Source organism: Type-C symbiont of Plautia stali (assembly GCF_059730935.1).
In genome coordinates this window covers 2,278,183-2,294,775 of record NZ_AP035923.1, presented here as the reverse complement: position 1 = coordinate 2,294,775, position 16,593 = coordinate 2,278,183, and the positions used below count along the sequence as shown (strand labels likewise).

15 protein-coding genes are annotated in these 16,593 nt (G+C 57.5%); 5 read left to right on the top strand and 10 right to left on the bottom strand.

Annotation, left to right across the window (positions count from 1 at the left end):
- Position 1 precedes the first annotated feature (1 nt).
- The gene (malX, locus tag AC6I7J_RS10740; RefSeq protein WP_031279154.1) at positions 2-1,588 is read right to left on the bottom strand and encodes a maltose/glucose-specific PTS transporter subunit IIBC; all 1,587 of its coding nucleotides are present in this window, start codon (positions 1,586-1,588) and stop codon (positions 2-4) included.
- A gap of 177 nt (positions 1,589-1,765) precedes the next feature.
- Between malX and malI the strand changes: the two genes are divergently transcribed.
- Together malI and AC6I7J_RS10730 are read left to right on the top strand one after the other, a co-directional pair.
- Complete coding sequence (gene malI / locus AC6I7J_RS10735; RefSeq protein WP_031279152.1) at positions 1,766-2,791, top strand: Mal regulon transcriptional regulator MalI; 1,026 nt, start codon at positions 1,766-1,768, stop codon at positions 2,789-2,791.
- Positions 2,792-3,193: 402 nt separating this feature from the next.
- Positions 3,194-4,384 (top strand): glycosyltransferase, encoded by a 1,191-nt coding sequence (locus AC6I7J_RS10730; protein WP_498005641.1) that lies wholly within the window; start codon positions 3,194-3,196, stop codon positions 4,382-4,384.
- A gap of 81 nt (positions 4,385-4,465) precedes the next feature.
- On the opposite strand, the gene AC6I7J_RS10725 is transcribed toward AC6I7J_RS10730, so the two are convergent.
- From AC6I7J_RS10725 to manA, 7 genes are all read right to left on the bottom strand, one after another.
- Complete coding sequence (locus AC6I7J_RS10725) at positions 4,466-4,702, bottom strand: hypothetical protein (RefSeq protein WP_021506169.1); 237 nt, start codon at positions 4,700-4,702, stop codon at positions 4,466-4,468.
- 53 nt (positions 4,703-4,755) lie between these two features.
- Positions 4,756-6,210 carry a methyl-accepting chemotaxis protein gene (locus AC6I7J_RS10720; RefSeq protein ID WP_309787144.1) on the bottom strand — a complete coding sequence of 485 codons (1,455 nt, stop codon included), beginning with the start codon at positions 6,208-6,210 and terminating at the stop codon, positions 4,756-4,758.
- A gap of 392 nt (positions 6,211-6,602) precedes the next feature.
- A complete protein-coding gene (locus AC6I7J_RS10715; RefSeq protein WP_058758468.1) occupies positions 6,603-7,250 on the bottom strand; it encodes an anti-sigma factor in 648 nt (215 codons plus the stop codon).
- On the bottom strand, positions 7,247-7,801 hold the full coding sequence (locus AC6I7J_RS10710) for a sigma-70 family RNA polymerase sigma factor (RefSeq protein WP_058780621.1): 555 nt from the start codon (positions 7,799-7,801) through the stop codon (positions 7,247-7,249). The genes AC6I7J_RS10715 and AC6I7J_RS10710 overlap by 4 nt, the downstream gene beginning before the upstream one ends.
- Positions 7,802-7,844: 43 nt before the next feature.
- Positions 7,845-8,408: a fasciclin domain-containing protein gene (locus AC6I7J_RS10705; RefSeq protein ID WP_498007225.1), complete on the bottom strand. Its 564-nt coding sequence runs from the start codon at positions 8,406-8,408 to the stop codon at positions 7,845-7,847.
- A gap of 133 nt (positions 8,409-8,541) precedes the next feature.
- Positions 8,542-10,041: a YdgA family protein gene (locus AC6I7J_RS10700; RefSeq protein WP_166710075.1), complete on the bottom strand. Its 1,500-nt coding sequence runs from the start codon at positions 10,039-10,041 to the stop codon at positions 8,542-8,544.
- Positions 10,042-10,170: 129 nt separating this feature from the next.
- Positions 10,171-11,346 carry a mannose-6-phosphate isomerase gene (manA, locus tag AC6I7J_RS10695; protein WP_104186741.1) on the bottom strand — a complete coding sequence of 392 codons (1,176 nt, stop codon included), beginning with the start codon at positions 11,344-11,346 and terminating at the stop codon, positions 10,171-10,173.
- A 197-nt stretch (positions 11,347-11,543) separates the two neighbouring features.
- On the opposite strand from manA, the gene fumC reads away from it, so the two are divergent.
- Complete coding sequence (gene fumC, locus AC6I7J_RS10690; protein WP_021506162.1) at positions 11,544-12,941, top strand: class II fumarate hydratase; 1,398 nt, start codon at positions 11,544-11,546, stop codon at positions 12,939-12,941.
- Positions 12,942-12,989: 48 nt separating this feature from the next.
- On the opposite strand, the gene tus is transcribed toward fumC, so the two are convergent.
- Positions 12,990-13,916, bottom strand: coding sequence for a DNA replication terminus site-binding protein (gene tus / locus AC6I7J_RS10685; protein ID WP_498005637.1), 927 nt, complete (start codon positions 13,914-13,916; stop codon positions 12,990-12,992).
- Positions 13,917-14,126: 210 nt separating this feature from the next.
- Between tus and AC6I7J_RS10680 the strand changes: the two genes are divergently transcribed.
- Entirely contained in the window at positions 14,127-15,314 is a 1,188-nt protein-coding gene (locus tag AC6I7J_RS10680; RefSeq protein ID WP_498005635.1) for an MFS transporter, read from the top strand.
- A 45-nt stretch (positions 15,315-15,359) separates the two neighbouring features.
- Here AC6I7J_RS10680 and AC6I7J_RS10675 read toward each other — a convergent pair whose 3' ends face one another.
- On the bottom strand, positions 15,360-15,572 hold the full coding sequence (locus AC6I7J_RS10675; RefSeq protein WP_088515833.1) for a hypothetical protein: 213 nt from the start codon (positions 15,570-15,572) through the stop codon (positions 15,360-15,362).
- A 519-nt stretch (positions 15,573-16,091) separates the two neighbouring features.
- Between AC6I7J_RS10675 and AC6I7J_RS10670 the strand changes: the two genes are divergently transcribed.
- Positions 16,092-16,577 carry an RrF2 family transcriptional regulator gene (locus AC6I7J_RS10670; RefSeq protein ID WP_031279147.1) on the top strand — a complete coding sequence of 162 codons (486 nt, stop codon included), beginning with the start codon at positions 16,092-16,094 and terminating at the stop codon, positions 16,575-16,577.
- Positions 16,578-16,593: the final 16 nt, after the last annotated feature.

Here is a 16,593-nt window from a genome sequence, read left to right as displayed (position 1 = left end):
TTTACACCGTCGCGCTCATCAGATGGGCCATTTCATCCTTGACCGACTGCACCTGCGGGCCAATCACCACCTGCAGATTGGTCTGATTAAGGTGCACCACGCCGATGGCGCCGTTGGCTTTCAGCGCGGCATCGTCGACCTTGCTCATGTCGGCCACCGACAGGCGCAGGCGCGTCAGGCAGTTATCCAGCGAGGTGATGTTGTCAACGCCACCTAGCGCCGCGAGAATCGCTGGCGTGTTGTAGCCGGATTTGCCCACACCGGCGCGGCTGACCTGCTGCTCAACGCGGCTGGTTTCTGCTTCGCGGCCTGGTGTTTTGATATTGAAGCGGGTGATGGCGAAACGGAAGATGGCGTAGTAACCCACAAACCACACGGCGGCAATTACCGGCACCCAGTACCATTTGGTAGAAAGGCCGTGCAGCACGCCAAACACGAAGAAGTCGATCACGTTACCGTCGGTATTACCGATGGTCACGCCAAGCATCGCCATCACGGTGAAGCCGAGACCGGTCAGCAGCGCGTGGATCAGATACAGTACCGGTGCGACAAACAGGAACAGGAATTCGATCGGTTCGGTGGTGCCGCCAACCACGCAGGCAACCACGCCCGAAATCAGCAGACCTTTAATTTTGTGACGGTTTTCCGGGCGTGCACAATGGTAAATCGCCAGCGCTGCTCCCGGCAGGCCGCCAAGGAATGCCGGCATTTTACCCTGCGACAGGAAGCGGGTAGCGCTTTCCGCGAAACCGTGAGTTTCCGGACACGCCAGCTGCGCCTGGAAGATGGTCAGCGCGCCGCTGACGCTGTGACCACACACCTCCATGGTGCCACCGGCATCGGTGAAACGAATAATCGCCACCAGAATATGCTGCAGGCCAAACGGCAGCAGCAGACGTTCACCGGTGCCGAAGATCATCGGGCCGAATTCGCCTGCGCTGTTGATCATCCAGCCAAGACCGGTGATCGCGCGCGCAAAGAATGGCCAGATCAGCGGTACTACCAGCCCCAGCAGGCCCATCACCACGGTGGTGATAATCGGCACAAAGCGCGTGCCGCCGAAGAATGCCAGCGCATCCGGCAGGCGAATATTGTGGAAACGCTCGTGCAGCCAGAACACCACAATGCCGACAATCACCGCGCCGAGAATACCGGTGTCGATGGACTGAATGCCGAGAATGTTCTGCACGTTATTGGCTTTCAGCACCGCCGCATCGGTAGTCGGCAGAATCCCGTTGATGTTCAGCCAGAAGTTAACGCTGAGATTGAGCACCGCAAAGCCGACGAAGCCGGCAAATGCCGCCACGCCTTTGTTTTCCCGCGCCATGCCCAGCGGGATGGCGATGGCAAACATCACCGGCAAATAGCTAAAGGCAAAGGAGCCGATTTTCGCCATCCAGATAAACAAATATTGCAGGAACGGCTGGTCGAGCAGCGGGATCAACGTCAGTACATCATGGCTGCTGAGTGAACTGCCGATCCCTAACATGATGCCGCAAAACGACAGCAGCGCCACGGGTAGCATGAAGGTTTTCCCCAGGCTCTGGAAAAATTCCCAGAGCGACATTTTGGGTTGGCTGTGAGGCATAGTCTCTCCTGGCTAAAAAGTAACAAGCGGGTAAAGTGGTGGGGGATGATAAAACGTTTTATCACGGCTTTTTGTGGTGATAATCACAAAGCGTGACGAGCATCAGGCTTTATTTTTATGTGAATCAGTGTAACGTTTTACCTCTTTGAATTTTCCGGCAACGAATAGCGTCACACTATGTCCCAGCAAAAAATCACCATCCATGATGTCGCGCAGGCCGCTGGCGTATCGGTCAGCACGGTATCGCTGGTGCTGTCCGGCAAAGGGCGTATTTCACCCGCCACCGCCGCGCGGGTGAATCAGGCGATTGAGCAACTCGGCTATGTGCGTAACCGCTCAGCCTCCATGCTGCGCGGCGGTGAGAGCGGGGTGATTGGCCTGATCGTGCGCGATCTCAGCCAGCCCTTTTATGCGGCAATGACGGCGGGACTGAGCGAGGTGCTGGAGCAGCAGGGCAAAGTGCTGGTGCTGACGCAGAGTGGCCAGCACGGCCAGCATCTGCAGCGCTGTTTTGATTCGCTGGCGGCGCAGGGCGCCGATGGCATTGTGCTGGGCGGCGCGGTGGCGCAGGCGGAATCGCTGCGGCTGCAGGCGCAGGAGCAAAATATTGCGCTGATCTGCGCCGCGCGCGCCAGCAGTCTGGAAAAGGTCGATTCGCTGCGTCCGGATAACAGCCAGGCGGCGCGGATGGCCACCGAGTATCTGATCAAACAGGGACATCAGCGCATTGCCTGGGTGGGCGGTCTGGGGTCCTCACTGACGCGCGCCGAACGTATCGGCGGCTATTGCGCCACGCTGCTGCAGTACGGTTTGCCGTTTCGCCCGGACTGGATTATCGAATGTGACGATCGCCAGCAGAGCGTCTCTGCGCTGACGCAGGCGCTGCTGCATCAGCATCCGCGTATTACCGCTATTCTGGCCCACAATGCCAGCACCACGCTCGGCTGCTATTTCGGCGCGCTGCGCAGCGGCCGCACCCTCGGGGAAGACGCGGTGGACAGTTACTACACCCAGCAGCTGGCACTGGTCGGCTTTAATGACGATCCGCAACCTGAGCTGAACGATCCGGCGTTGACGTTTGTCAGCAGTGAAGCGCGCATCGTCGGGCGGCGCGCGGCAGAACGCATATTACAGCGCCTGGCGCAGCCACAGGCCGATGTGCAGACGTTAATCGTGCCGCCGCAGCTGGTGCAGGGCCGCTAAGCCTGTCGCCCGCCCGGCGTCAGATCATTACTCGCCACGTTTCTGTTACCGCTGCTTACCGATTGTCAGCCGGCCTGTGATCATCGTTCTTCTTATGCATTGCGGGCCAGCAGAAAATAAAGATTAAACTTCAGCATCAAATACTGACACGAAATTGTCATAATATGGCCAGCGTTAAATAAAAATCAACGCGTTAGCCATTTTTCTAAAATACGCGAATTTTTTATTGATTAATCTTCTTTAACGGCCGTGTCTGAATTTTATTCAGGCTGGCTGATGTTATTACCTGTCACAAAATGTGTATTTTCTTATTGTTTAGCGCGGGTTTACTTGCTCGCTGGATTTGTGACTGGCGAGGAATATACTGCCAGCTATGCTTATTTTTCCTGTGCCGGGGCACGTATGAAAATAATCGTAAATGGGAAAGGTTATCCGGAAAAGAGAAATATCATCGTCAACGATTCACACCATTATCTCAATCTTAAATATAAAAATATCTGGTTTTATCGTAACGCCGTCAGGCAGAAAATCCGCAAAGCCAATAAGTTGTTTATTTTCGCGCCGCTACCGTTCTCGGTGCCGGACGATGCACAAATCATCCATCTCTTTAATGAAGTGGCCTGCACAAAAAAGCGCTGGATGGCGACATTTGAAACCGAAATTCCGCGCGTGCTGCCGGTGCCGGGCATGGCCAAACTGCATAATCCACAATTGCAGAAACAACTCAAACTGATCGCGGCACCGCAGTGTACGGCGCTGCTGGCTATCTCCGACGCGACGAAAAAGATTCAAATCAAGCTGTTACAGGCGTTTCCGCAGCAGGCTGCAGCCATTTTGCCCAAACTGCACACCCTGCATCCGCCGCAGGCAATTATCTGTGATCGGGTCAGGCCGGTGAATCAGGCGAAGCTGACGTTCAGCTTTGTCGGCAATGAGTTTTATCGTAAAGGTGGGGCGGAAGTGGTGCTGGCCTTTAGCGAGTTGCTGGCAGAAGGCATCATTCACCCCGACAGCGTGCAGGTGAATTTAACGGGCAACCTGAAGCATCGCTATAATATCGCGCACGGCGCGCAGCAGGATGACGCGCAATTTCATCAGCGGATTGAAGACCTGATTAATCAGCAGGCAATCTTCAGGCATGAAACATTTCTGCAAAATGATCGGCTGATGAAAATGCTCGAACAGACCGATGTGGGATTATTACCGACCTGGCAGGATACCTACGGCTTTTCAGTGCTGGAAATGCAGGCGTGCGGCTGTCCGGTCATTACCACTAATGTGCGCGCACTGCCGGAAATAAACCCGGCTTCGGCCGGCTGGCTTATTGATTGTCCGCTGAATGATATGTTTGAAATTACCATCGGTTCAGCGCAGGAGAAACAGGCGATCAGGGAAAGAATTATTGCGCAGCTCAAACAGATCATCACGCAGATAATGGCGCAGCGCGAGGCGATCAGCACCCGCTCGGCGCGGGCGCTGCAAAGAATTAAAGACCAGCACGATCCGGCGCGCTTTCGCGCCCGTCTCGACGCCTTTTATCAGCAGACAGCACAGGTGAATCCTGCCCCGGGCGTCAGCGCTAAAGAGATTTGACGCATGAATCACGCCGGGTGGAAGGAAGCGGATCCCCGGTTATCGCCGACGGCGCTGACGCAACGGCCAGCGCGCACGGCATTAGCGGGCTCTGGCCGTCAGACTAAAATAGGGATGTTTTCCTGCCAGCAGCAGCAAAAACTCATATTCTCCCTGACTGAGCGGCGACGGTTTTGCTGCGGACTCCTTCATCTGCCAGACCCGCAGGCTGAGGTCGAAGCGTTCAGCCGCGTGCAGTTGGGTCATGCCCGTGGCGATGCGTAAGTCACGCACATCAGTCTGAACCGGAACGATGTGCTGCAATGATTGATGACTCATAAGTTCTTCTCTTTCTGTGGCCTGTCCCTGGCGGTATGGTTATCGGCTGCGAGCTATGCCGGGTCAGAGACGGCAAGCTTTTCTGTCGCGAAGCTGCCGGTGGCTGAAACGGGGCGCTGACCGGCCAGCAGCGCGCTGTGCTGCGGGCTGTCAGAAAAGTTAAAATGACTGATCACCGCAGCCAGCGTTCCGGTACGGCCATTCAGGCTGCCGGCCGAGGCGGCAATCTCTTTCACCAGGGCGGCATTCTGCTGGGTAACGCGATCCAGATCGGTCACGGCCAGCGTAACCTGGGCAATGCCTTTGCTCTGTTCGTCTGACGCCAACGCAATCTGGCCAATCAGCGAGGTGACGGCTGAAACGCTTTGCGTGGCGCTGTCCATGATCGCGCCGGCGCGCTGCGCGGTCTGCGCGCCCTCGCCAACGCGCGTCACGGTACCATTAATCAGCCCTTCGATCTCCTTCGCGGCGCTGGCGCTGCGTTGTGCCAGCGTGCGCACTTCAGCTGCCACCACGGCAAAGCCGCGTCCCTGCTCACCGGCGCGAGCGGCTTCAACAGCCGCGTTCAGTGCCAGAATATTGGTCTGAAACGCGATGCTGTTAACCGTGGCGGTGAACTGACGGATTTTATCGGCTTCGGTGGCGATATCGGCCATCATCGCTGACACGCTTTTGACCAGCGCTTCGCCGTCGCGTGTGGTGCGCGCCGCATCCTCAGCCAGCTCGCGCGCTTCGCCGGCGCTGTGGGCATTTTTCTCTACGGTGGCGCTAAGCTGCTCCATGCTGGCCGAGGTCTGCTCGAGCGCAGCCGCCTGGCGGGTGGTGCGGTCGGACAGATCGGCGTTGCCGCTGGCGATATCCGCAGACTCCTTGCGTAGCACGTCGGTGTTGTCATGCACGGCACGCACCGTGGTCAGCAGGCTCTGCTGCATCAGCCTGACCAGCGGAATCAGCTGACCCACACAGTTGCGGCCAAAATCCTGCGGTTCCCGCGTAAGATCGCCAGCGGCGATGCCGCGGAAATGTTCCCGCAGCGCCCCCAGCGGCCGTACCAGATGCGTGACCAGAAAACGGTCACAGAACAGCAGCAGCGCGAGCATCAGCAGTGCAGCTATGCCAAAGGCCATTTGCAGACGCTGGCGATCGGACTGGTCGGCATGGTTATTCGCTGCGATGTCGCGCTGCAGCAACTGCAGGCGCTCAGCCGCAGGCAGCGCAAAGTCAGCCGGCGATGCGGCGAGGGCGGCACGCAGCGGCGCCCAGTCGCTATCGGCCGGCGCATCGGCCGCTACGGCCGCTTTTGCCGCCGTGGTTCCCGATGCCATCACTAAACTGGCGCGATTGAGAAACAGCAGCTGGCTGGTCAGTGTGGCGTTATGCAGTTCGCGCTGATGCATGTCGCGCAGCACCGTGCTGCCATAGATCCCGGCCAGCGCCACAATCAGTAGCGCCGCGACCAGGATGCACTGCACAACCCGGCGAATGGTGAAGTTTTTAAGAAATTGCATGGTGAGTTTCCCCGGTGTCGTTTAAGACACAATGGTGTCGAGCGTTATTATTTATTGTTCGCGATAATATCGCGTACTATGGTTTAGCGTTTTAAGCATGGCAGGGAATTCTGAAAAAGAAAATGAATCGTCGATAAAATATTTCTTTCCCAAAGATATGCCAGATTAATTTACAAGAGGGTTATTTCGCCTGGCCGCGGCAGTAAAGCTCGCCGGCGGATAAATAAACTTTCATTGTTTTTGCCGTTTGCTGAAATTGAGCGTTCAGTGCCCGTTAATTTAGCTTAAGTCACGCCGTAATGATTAACAGCACTCCGCCTGCAACACGCTGGGCGTCAACAAATAATAAACGCTGCCGTGTTAACGCTAATTTCACCCGTGACCATCACCGATTATAAATTCACACTGTAAAGCACCGGACCCGTTGGACGTCCGGTTGGTGAACCGCCGTGCGGCTCGAGACTGATCGCCAGCGTCGCCTTAACCAGGGACTGCTGTTTCTCAATCGGATACTGCTGCGGCGCACTTCCGGTGACCAGACCGAGTGAAACTGGCGCCCGGCCAGGCGGAATCAGCCACAGTTCCAGACTCTGATCCGCCCTGACCGCGCTGACCTGCAGCGGCGCCAGACTGATCACGTCCTGCCGGCGGCTGGCGCTCACCACCCATTGCTGACTGTGTTGCGCATCGGTCAGCACCGCCAGCGGTGTCATCACCGGCTCGCGCAGCCAGTAAGCCGACAGCGCGAAGCCCAGCGCGACGCAGGCGGCAGCCAGCCACGGTAGCGTCCGGCGTGCGGGCGCGACGCGCTTGTCGGGCGGCAGGGAAAGGGCAATTTTTTTCCACAGCGTTTCCGGCGGCGTGACGGGCGGCTGAACCTGGTCGAGACCCGCCAGCAGCGTCTGCCAGCGGGCGACCTGCGCTGCCAGCGCCGGCTCGGCCTGCAGTCTGCGCTGAAAACGCAATCGCGCGCTGCCGCGCAGCGTGCCGAGGGCATACTCCGCCGCCAGGGCGTCATCCCGCTGCACCTTGTCACTCATCGTCCAACACACTCCCGCAGGTGGTCCAGGCCACGTCGAATCCAGCTTTTAACCGAGCCCACTGGCTGCTGCAGCCACCCGGCAATGTCGCTATGTGATAAGCCCTGATAATAGGCCAGCGCGATCGACTGGCGCTGTTCACTGCTCAAATGCTGCAGACAGTGGTGCAGGCGGGCAACCTCGCGATCGTGCTGCTCATCCAGACTGACGTCACCCGGCGTGCTGCTTAAATCGTCGAGCCAGGCTTCATCGGCATGGAATTGTCTGGCATAGCCGCTGCGCAGCCAGTCAATACAACGGTTGCGTACAATGTGCGTCATCCAGGTCAGGGGAGAACTGAGCGCGCTGTTAAATGACGCGGCGTTGTGCCAGACCGTGATGTAGCATTCATGCAGAATCTCTTCCGCCCACGCCCGCTGGCGTAACATGCGTAGCGCTACCGCAAACAGATGCGGGGAAGTCAGCCGGTACAGCTGTTCAAAAGCCAGGCGGTCGCTCTTCGCGACCGCCTGTATTAAGGCTATTTGTTGCTCAGCCTGAGAGGCGTCCATAATACTCCTGGCCGGTTTGTTTAACCTTACCGAGTATAGACAGTTATTCAGGCATTAAGACGGTATCAATAACGTCAATGACGCCATTTTTCTGGTTTACATCATAAGTGCTGATATTTGCCACATTACCCTGACCATCTTTCAGCTGAATATTGTGTGGCCCGTTGCTCATAATCCACAGCGGCTGACCATTCACCGTTTTCAATTCGGCTTTACCGCCACCCTGTTTAATTTTTTGCTCCAGCGCTTTCATATCATATTTACCGGCGACCACATGGTAGGTCAGCACGCTGGTGAGTTTGGCTTTGTTTTCCGGTTTGAGAAGTGCATCAACGGTGCCGGCAGGCAGTTTGGCAAAGGCGGCGTTAGTCGGCGCAAACACCGTAAACGGGCCTTTACCCTGTAAGGTATCGACCAGACCCGCGGCTTTAACGGCGGCGACCAGCGTAGTGTGATCCTTCGAGTTCAGGGCGTTTTCAATAATGTTTTTTTGTGGATACATTGCCGCGCCGCCTACCATCACCGAATCGGCGTGCATGGCCGCCATCGAAGTGTTAGCGCCAAGCAGGGCAGCAGACAGAACGGCATAACTGATTAACTTTTTCATCATATATCCTCATTGAAGGAGCAGAAGGGTGCTCACAAAGGGATATACGTACGGTGCGGCTGAACGGATGCAGAAAAGGGTGAAATTTTTTTGCCGGGGGAAAACGGCAGCCCGGAGCGGGCTGCCGCAGGGATTACTCTGGCATGCCTTCGCTGGTTGGCGCGCCTAACATGTAGCGCGACAGGAACTGCTCCAGCGTCATTTTGTCGCCATTCATGGTGACCTGACCGTTAGCGTATTGCAGGCTGGTGGTGATGTTATCGTCCTGCTGCTGCGTCAGACGGAACATCTGACCCATCGCCGCCAGACCTTTAACCTGCTGATCGGCCAGCTTCTGCGCGTCATCACCCTGATAACCTTCCGCCAGCCCGACGTGACGCATCACTTCGGTCGCCATCGGCATATTGATGCTCAGCTTGCCGTCGAGCGTTTTCAGCACGCGATCCACGGCGGCACCCAGACTCTGCGGTTCACCGGTGACGGTCGCCGGATCGTTAAAACCAACGTTAAGGTTAAACGTGCTCTCGCCTTTGTCATTTTTCCAGCTCAGCGGCGCCACGCTCACGGTCGGCGAACCTTTCAGCAGGGTCGGCAGGTTATTTCTCAGGATGGTCTGCACGCTGGCCTGGTAGCGGATAGGATCGTCCACCACGCCAGGCTGGTTCAGCAGATCCTGCATCTGCGCATTGTACTGGTCAGAGAAGGTTTTCACCGCCTGAGCATCAAACTGCGCAAATTTCATCGCCAGTTTGGCTTTGCCGAACGGCTGTTTTTGCAGGCTGATGCTATCAACCTGATAATCAATCTGGCCGCCAATCTTGCCGTCTTTGTTGTCGAACGAGGACTTCCCGTCCAGCTTCTCCAGCGTCAGGCCTTCCTGACCGTTGATGCTGGCGTCGAGCTTATCCAGCGTGATGGTCTGGTCGCCGACGCGCACGCCTTCCGGACTCAGGTGGGTGTCACCGCCCAGTTTCAGACCGTTAAGGGTAAACAGCACCGGTTGCTGCAGCTGGTTTTTGCTGGTGACGGCGATGCTCGAGAAGTCGCCCTGCAGACTGACTTTGTCGCCTTTGCTGTCCGCGCTGACGTTGAGCGTGCCGCCGTTGGTGGCGAGGCGATCACCGGTCTGCGCATTGCTGTAATCCACCGGCAGCAGGTGCAGCGCGGTATCGGTCGCACCGCTGTACCCGACGCGGGTATCGGCATTAACCAGCGATTTGCCCTGAGTCAGTTCAAACAGTTTCTTCACCGCATCGGTGTTTTCCAGTTCGGTGTGCACCGAGGCCATGCTGGGGATCAGGTTGCCGCGTTTAAGCTGAGCAAACGGGAAAGGACCGTGGTCGATGGTTTCGTTGAGCACGATGCTTTGACCCGGCTTCAGCAGCGGATTGTCTTCGGTCTGCGAACTGGCCTGAATCACCAGTTTGGTTTTGCTGCTGAATACGCCACGCTGGTAATCCTGATAGCTGAGCGTCAGACGGCTATTCGGCGCGTACGCGTTGATCTGGCTGTTGGCATTTTGCAGCATCTCATCCATGTGGCTTTCCAGCTGTTTACCGGTAAACCACGCTGCGCCAGTCCAGATTACGCCGAGCGCCACAATCACACCTACGGCAACCTTGGTCTTTTTCATCGCTGAGTCGTCCTTATCCTTGCGTGCGCATACCGTTGGGCCGCGCGACGGGTGAAGAAAAACGCCCGCAGGCGTTTTTTAATTAATAGTTTGAAATAATAGCAGTTAATGCTGCAGGCGTCAGCCGCCTCACGTCAGCGCGTTGTACACCCGCGCCAGACGACCGGTCCCCGCCGCGCTCACCGGCGACTCGCTGGCTGCGACAAAGCAGGATTCGCCCGGTTGCAGTACCAGCTGCTGTCCGGCCTTTTCAATCACCGCCTGGCCTTCAATGCAGAACAGCAGGGCGGCACTGTGCTGTGCCAGCGTTTGCGGCGTGGCCGAGAGCGTATGGATGGCGAAGGCAAAATCCTCTACCGGAATCGGGAAGTTCAGGCTGTCGCCCTGCGTCTGCGGCTGCGTGAGCAGCGTCGCCGCCGGTTTGGCCTCGAACTTCAGGTTGGCCAGCAGTTCCGGAATATCAATGAATTTCGGCGTCAGGCCGGCGCGCAGCACGTTATCCGAATTGGCCATCACTTCCAGCGCCACGCCTTTCAGATAGGCATGCGGCGTTTCGGCGAACAGGAACATCGCCTCACCCGGTTGCAGGGTGATGACATTCAGCAGCAGCGGTGAGAACAGGCCATTATCGTCCGGATAGTCGCTGGCGATGGTTTTAATGGTCTGCCATGGTTCGCCTTCGCGCGCGTTCAGCGCGGATTTCAGCACGCCGAGCGCGCGGGTTTTGCTCTCGTCTTTCAGCGACAGCAGGGTAGCGAACAGTTTAGCCAGCGCGGCTTCGCTGGCGTTTTCGAGGAAATGGGCGATCTGCGGATGCGCGCCCGCGACCGGCTCCAGCAGCGAGACAATCTCCGGCAGTTCGCGAAAGCCGTTCATCGCCTGGAACGGCGTCAGGGCATACACCAGTTCGGGCTTGTGGTTAGCATCTTTATAGTTGCGCTCGGCGGCGCTGAGCGGAATGCCCGCCGCGTTTTCACGCGCGAAACCGGCTTCAGCGGCAGTTTTACTGGGATGCACCTGAATCGATAACGGCTGATCGGCGCACAGCACTTTAAACAGAAACGGCAGCTCACCGAAACGCTGCGCTACCGCAGCGCCCAGCGTCGCGACCTGATCGTCATTGATCACGTCACGCAGCGAACGGGTGACGCCGTTCACTTCAACGGTAGAAGGGCTTTTCGGGTGCGCGCCCATCCATAATTCCGCCATCGGCAATCCCTGCGGGTTTTCGATGCCGTAGAGTTCGGTCAGCGCGGTTTTGCTGCCCCATGCATAATTTTGCAGCGAATTGTTCAATTTTTGCATCGTTTACCCTTAATAACGGTAAGTAAATAAGCGTATTAAAGCAGAAAGTGCCATAGAAAATACACGAACAAGTGCAATAAACGCGATGGGCTCGCATAATGTTAATTTCTTGTATGTGACAATCTTGCTCGCTCTAAGGCGTCGCGGGAAGACGACTTAGGCGGAAACCTCAAAATCTGAGCTAAGGAGACGTAGTCATGGCAGCCAACCGCATTGAAAAAGATTCAATGGGTCCGATCGAAGTTCCGGCAGATAAGTTGTGGGGCGCACAAACGCAGCGTTCGCTGGAGCACTTCCGTATCTCCACCGAGAAGATGCCCGTGGCGCTGGTGCACGCGCTGGCGCTGACCAAGCGCGCCGCCGCCCAGGTTAACCGCGATCTGGGGCTGCTGCCGGCTGAACGGGCCGGGGCGATTATCGACGCCGCTGATGAGGTGCTGGCCGACCAGCACAGCGACGAGTTCCCGCTGGCCATCTGGCAGACCGGCTCCGGCACCCAGACCAACATGAACATGAATGAAGTGCTGGCTAACCGCGCCAGCGAACTGCTGGGCGGCGAGCGCGGCATGTCGCGCAAAGTGCATCCGAATGATGATGTTAACAAGAGCCAGAGCTCCAACGATGTGTTCCCGACGGCGATGCACGTTGCTGCGGTGATTGCGCTGCGCGAACAGCTGATTCCGCAAATTGAAGTGCTGAAAAATACCCTGAGCGAGAAGTCCGCCGCGTTTAAAGACATCGTTAAAATTGGTCGTACCCACCTGCAGGATGCCACACCGCTGACGCTCGGCCAGGAGATTTCTGGCTGGGTTGCCATGCTGGAGCACAATCTGAAGCACATTGAACACAGTATTCCGCACGTCGCCGAGCTGGCGCTGGGCGGTACCGCGGTCGGTACCGGCCTGAATACCCATCCGGAATATGCGGTGCGCGTGGCGAAAGCACTGGCCGACCTGACGCAGCAACCCTTTGTCACTGCGCCCAACAAGTTTGAAGCGCTGGCGACCTGCGATGCGCTGGTGCATGCGCACGGCGCGCTGAAAGGCCTGGCCGCCTCGCTGATGAAAATCGCTAACGACGTGCGCTGGCTGTCATCCGGTCCGCGCTGCGGCATCGGTGAAATCAGCATTCCGGAAAATGAGCCCGGTAGCTCGATCATGCCAGGCAAAGTCAACCCAACGCAGTGTGAAGCGCTGACCATGCTGTGCTGCCAGGTGATGGGCAATGACGTGGCGGTGAACATGGGCGGTGCATCCGGTAACTTCGAACTCAACGTCTACCGGCCAATGGTGATCCACAACTTCCTGCAGTCGGTACGGTTGCTGGCCGACGGCATGGACAGCTTCAATCACCATTGCGCGGTGGGCATTGAGCCCAACCGCGAGCGCATCGATCAACTGCTCAACGAGTCGCTGATGCTGGTTACCGCGCTGAATACTCATATCGGCTATGACAAAGCGGCGGAAATTGCCAAGCAGGCGCACAAACAGGGGCTGACGCTGAAAGCCTCGGCGCTGCAGCTCGGCTACCTGACCGAAGCGCAGTTTGACGAATGGGTGCGGCCAGAAGAGATGGTTGGCAGCATGAAGCAATAGCTTTACTGCCGGACACTACAGCGCGACCTGTCGCGCTGTTTTTTTGCCTTACAGACGGTCACTCCATAAATGCAGCCGCGGGATGATCAGATGCAGCGGCTGCGCCAGCGGCTTGTAACGGTGCGCGATGTTTTCAGCATCGTAATCCAGCAGTTCACCCAGCGTCGGCACCTGCGTTCGATCGCGGCACAACACCAGCAGCGGCGAAGGGCAGGCCAGCTGCAGCTGTTTTTTCTCGCTGGCGCGCCACAGCCGCGCGATAGGTTGCACTTTGACCGGTCGCTTGATCTTCAGCTGCGCGCCGTCCGGCAATGACCGCACCCGCTCCAGCTCCTGCTGCACTTTCTCTGCCCACTGTTCGCGCGTCCACGGCGCCTGCGCGCGGTTCGCCTTCAGGCTGCGCTCCAGCTGCTCGACGATGGCCTCGCGCGTCACCTTCTTGATGATGTTTTTATTCGCCCAGCCAAAACGCAGCGTATCCGGCGCCTGCAGTAGCGTGACGCTGCGGTAGGCGTTGAGGGTGATCAGGCCACGCAGATGCTGGTGCACAAACTCAAAACGCGCCTCGCTCGGCAGGCCGGAGTCGACGGTAATCAATTGCTCCAGCCGCTGTTTAAGGGTGTTGATGGTCGTGACCTGTTGCTCCAGTCGCAGGCTGGCCGCCTCATCCGCCTCAATGCAGAGGGCGCCAGGCAGACGCACCGCCGCTTTGGTGCTGAGTTTTTCCGACTGATGCTGCATAAACAGGCGACAATAGTGGGCGAGGGCCATTTCGCGCGCGCGTTTACCGAGATGCTGGGTCACCGCGATGCGGTTGATTTCATCATGCTCTTTGCCTTTCTCGATCTCCGGCAGGCTGAATACGCGCGCCAGCAACAGCGGCTGCTGTTCAACCGACGCGCGCAGTGCAGTGAGTTCGCGCTCCAGTGTATTGACGCATTCATGTAAATCAGCCACCAAATCATAGCGAGCCATCGCGGTTCTCCATAGTTACAACATACCAAAGGGTCGCACTGAATGACGCGGCGAGCAAGCAGGCATACTAGTTACGACATACTGAAATAAGGTTTATCCATCCAATCGCTGAAACCCCGGCGTGGAATTCGGCTCAACAGGGCGCGCGGGCATTTTTCCTGCCGGATGAACATGTTATAACCGTGATTTACCTGTTAACGGATATTAGCTGTGGAGTATCAGCCAAAACCGGGCGCGCCCGCTATCGTCACGCTCGGCGCCGTGCAGATCCTGTCATGGGGCGGATCGTTTTATCTGATGGCCGTGATGGCTAACCCGATCATCGCGGAAACCGGCTGGTCGCAGCAGTGGGTATATGGCGCACTTTCGCTCGGCATTCTGATCTCCGGCCTGCTGGCACCGCTGTGCGGCCGGCTGATTGCCCGCGCACAGGGTCGCCGGCTGCTGGCGGCGAGCGGGGCGGTGATGGCGCTCGGGCTGGTGATCATGGCGCTGAGCCACAGTTTGCCGCTGTTTCTGTTTGCCTGGCTGATTATCGGCGCGGGTATGGCGATGGGCCTGTATGACGCGCTGTTCGCCACGCTGGGCACCTTATATGGCGGCCAGGCGCGTGGCGCGATTACCGGTATTACGCTGATTTCAGGATTCTGCACCTCGCTGGTGTGGCCCGGCATCGCGCTGCTGATCCACTGGCTGGAGTGGCGCGGCGCTTGTCTGGCTATTGCCGCGCTGCTGTGTCTGGCGGTGCTGCCGGCTTACCTGTATGCGCTGCCGGCGCCGCGCACGCCATCGATGCCAAAAACCAGGCAACAGCATACCGCACAGAATTCGCTGGCCCCCACGCTGTTCTGGCTGCTGTGCAGCATCTTTACCCTCGCGTCGGTGATCATGACGGCGATATCGGTGCAGCTGATTACCCTGCTGCAGGCGAGCGGGCATTCGCTGAGCGCCGCGCTGGCGATCAGCACGCTGCTGGGGCCGTGCCAGGTGGCGTCGCGCATTGTCGATATGGCGTTTAAGCGCGGCCATCCCATCTGGACTACTTTCTTCTCAGTCGGGCTGGTGGCGCTGGGATTACTGCTGCTGGCCTGTTATCCCGCGTGGGCGCTGGTGAGTATGGTGCTGTACGGTGCAGGAAATGGCTTGCGGGCTATCGTGCGCGGTACGCTGCCGCTGGCGATGGTAAAACCGGAAGAGTACGCCATTGTGGTTGGCCGCATGGCGCGACCGGCGCTGATTGGTCAGGCGCTCACACCGCTGATTGGCGGCTATATTTTCCAGCATTCCGGCGCGCAGGGTACGCTGTGGCTGTTATGTGCGCTGGCGCTGATCAACGTGCTTTTGGTGGTGGTGCTGAAGCGGAAATTGCCGGCAGGCGCTCCGGAATCCGCAGGTTGAAATCGCCACTGACGGCTAACGGTCAGAGATGGCCGCTGCTGCGCTTTAGTGGCGATCCGTCAGATATTGCAGCAGGCAACACAACGCGCTTAACAGCAGAGTGCAGCCAGCCGAGACAACGAAAGGCAGCGGTGCCATCCGTACGCATTGCCATAAGGTTGGCGCATTCAGGCAGCTGGTTGCCGCCGTGATGATGCCCACCGTCAGCGGGAGAACGGTCAGCAATAATGCGCCGACGACCGGGGATAATACAGACATTATTTCGCGCCTCGAAAATAGTAACGGCGCGCATTTTGTGCAAAAAATAGCAAGGGAATCATGACCCGGATCAATATTATTCCTTTCAGAAGCCGGTTTATCGACCCTGACGCAGACCCCTTCGCCGGGGTGTTTTTGTTTCCCACAGAAACAATGGCTTGTCTGAAGGTCGGTTGCGCACACGGCGCGACACCCGTGCAGAAATAATCGTCCCTTTGTCACAACATCCTTTGCCAGCCCGCAGCTACAGCGGTGGGGGCAAAAAAGTGACACATCGCGCATATTGTTGCGCAAGGCTCAGAGTGCTAAAGCGCTCAGTGGCATGCCCTGTTGGAATATTTTTATCTAAATTCAATAGTTTAAGTAGATATTAAGGCGGGTAATAGCGCAGGTTAGTCACGGGCGGAAAGCATTTTCGGTATTCTAAAAAGCAACAGTGTTTGTTATATTTATTGCTCATTGATTATTCACTGCCGCGGTATGAAAACAAGAAGATAGGCCGCAACTCAGGAAACAGAAATGCTAGATTACCGCTTCCCGACAGCTTTGCAGATGGTTTTGAGCGTAGCGATGGCGGAGCAATTGGGTAAACGCTCGACCAGTGCCATTCTGGCGTACGGTCTTGAAGCGAACCCCAGTTTCATTCGGAAACTCATGGTTCCGTTAACGCGCGATGGCATCATTGTCTCGACGCTTGGCCGTACCGGCTCGATCCATCTGGGTCGTCCGGCCGCTGAGATCACGCTGCGCGATATCTACACCTCAGTGATTGAAGACAAAAAACTGTGGGCGTCGCGCCCCGATGTCGCACCGCGCTGCCTGGTCAGCGCCAACCTGTGCTGGTACTTCAAATCGATCGCGGAGCAAGCGGAAGAGGCGTCGCTTAAAGTGCTGGAAACCCGCACCGTCGCCGATGCCCTTAACGAGCTGAAAAAGCACGATACCAGCAACTGCGAACCGCTGCCTGACCTCGAAATCGCCGAACTCTGCAAAAAAGACCGCTAACCTCGCGTGCGCATCG

What these genes read in the sequence shown, in the direction of transcription:
- AC6I7J_RS10725 (WP_021506169.1), bottom strand. Translation starts at nt 4,702, where the DNA reads ATGAGTCATCAATCATTGCAGCACATCGTTCCGGTTCAGACTGATGTG.
- malX (WP_031279154.1), bottom strand. Translation starts at nt 1,588, where the DNA reads ATGCCTCACAGCCAACCCAAAATGTCGCTCTGGGAATTTTTCCAGAGC.
- AC6I7J_RS10730 (WP_498005641.1), top strand. Translation starts at nt 3,194, where the DNA reads ATGAAAATAATCGTAAATGGGAAAGGTTATCCGGAAAAGAGAAATATC.
- AC6I7J_RS10710 (WP_058780621.1), bottom strand. Translation starts at nt 7,801, where the DNA reads ATGGACGCCTCTCAGGCTGAGCAACAAATAGCCTTAATACAGGCGGTC.
- manA (WP_104186741.1), bottom strand. Translation starts at nt 11,346, where the DNA reads ATGCAAAAATTGAACAATTCGCTGCAAAATTATGCATGGGGCAGCAAA.
- AC6I7J_RS10700 (WP_166710075.1), bottom strand. Translation starts at nt 10,041, where the DNA reads ATGAAAAAGACCAAGGTTGCCGTAGGTGTGATTGTGGCGCTCGGCGTA.
- malI (WP_031279152.1), top strand. Translation starts at nt 1,766, where the DNA reads ATGTCCCAGCAAAAAATCACCATCCATGATGTCGCGCAGGCCGCTGGC.
- AC6I7J_RS10715 (WP_058758468.1), bottom strand. Translation starts at nt 7,250, where the DNA reads ATGAGTGACAAGGTGCAGCGGGATGACGCCCTGGCGGCGGAGTATGCC.
- AC6I7J_RS10675 (WP_088515833.1), bottom strand. Translation starts at nt 15,572, where the DNA reads ATGTCTGTATTATCCCCGGTCGTCGGCGCATTATTGCTGACCGTTCTC.
- AC6I7J_RS10705 (WP_498007225.1), bottom strand. Translation starts at nt 8,408, where the DNA reads ATGAAAAAGTTAATCAGTTATGCCGTTCTGTCTGCTGCCCTGCTTGGC.
- AC6I7J_RS10720 (WP_309787144.1), bottom strand. Translation starts at nt 6,210, where the DNA reads ATGCAATTTCTTAAAAACTTCACCATTCGCCGGGTTGTGCAGTGCATC.
- tus (WP_498005637.1), bottom strand. Translation starts at nt 13,916, where the DNA reads ATGGCTCGCTATGATTTGGTGGCTGATTTACATGAATGCGTCAATACA.
- AC6I7J_RS10670 (WP_031279147.1), top strand. Translation starts at nt 16,092, where the DNA reads ATGCTAGATTACCGCTTCCCGACAGCTTTGCAGATGGTTTTGAGCGTA.
- fumC (WP_021506162.1), top strand. Translation starts at nt 11,544, where the DNA reads ATGGCAGCCAACCGCATTGAAAAAGATTCAATGGGTCCGATCGAAGTT.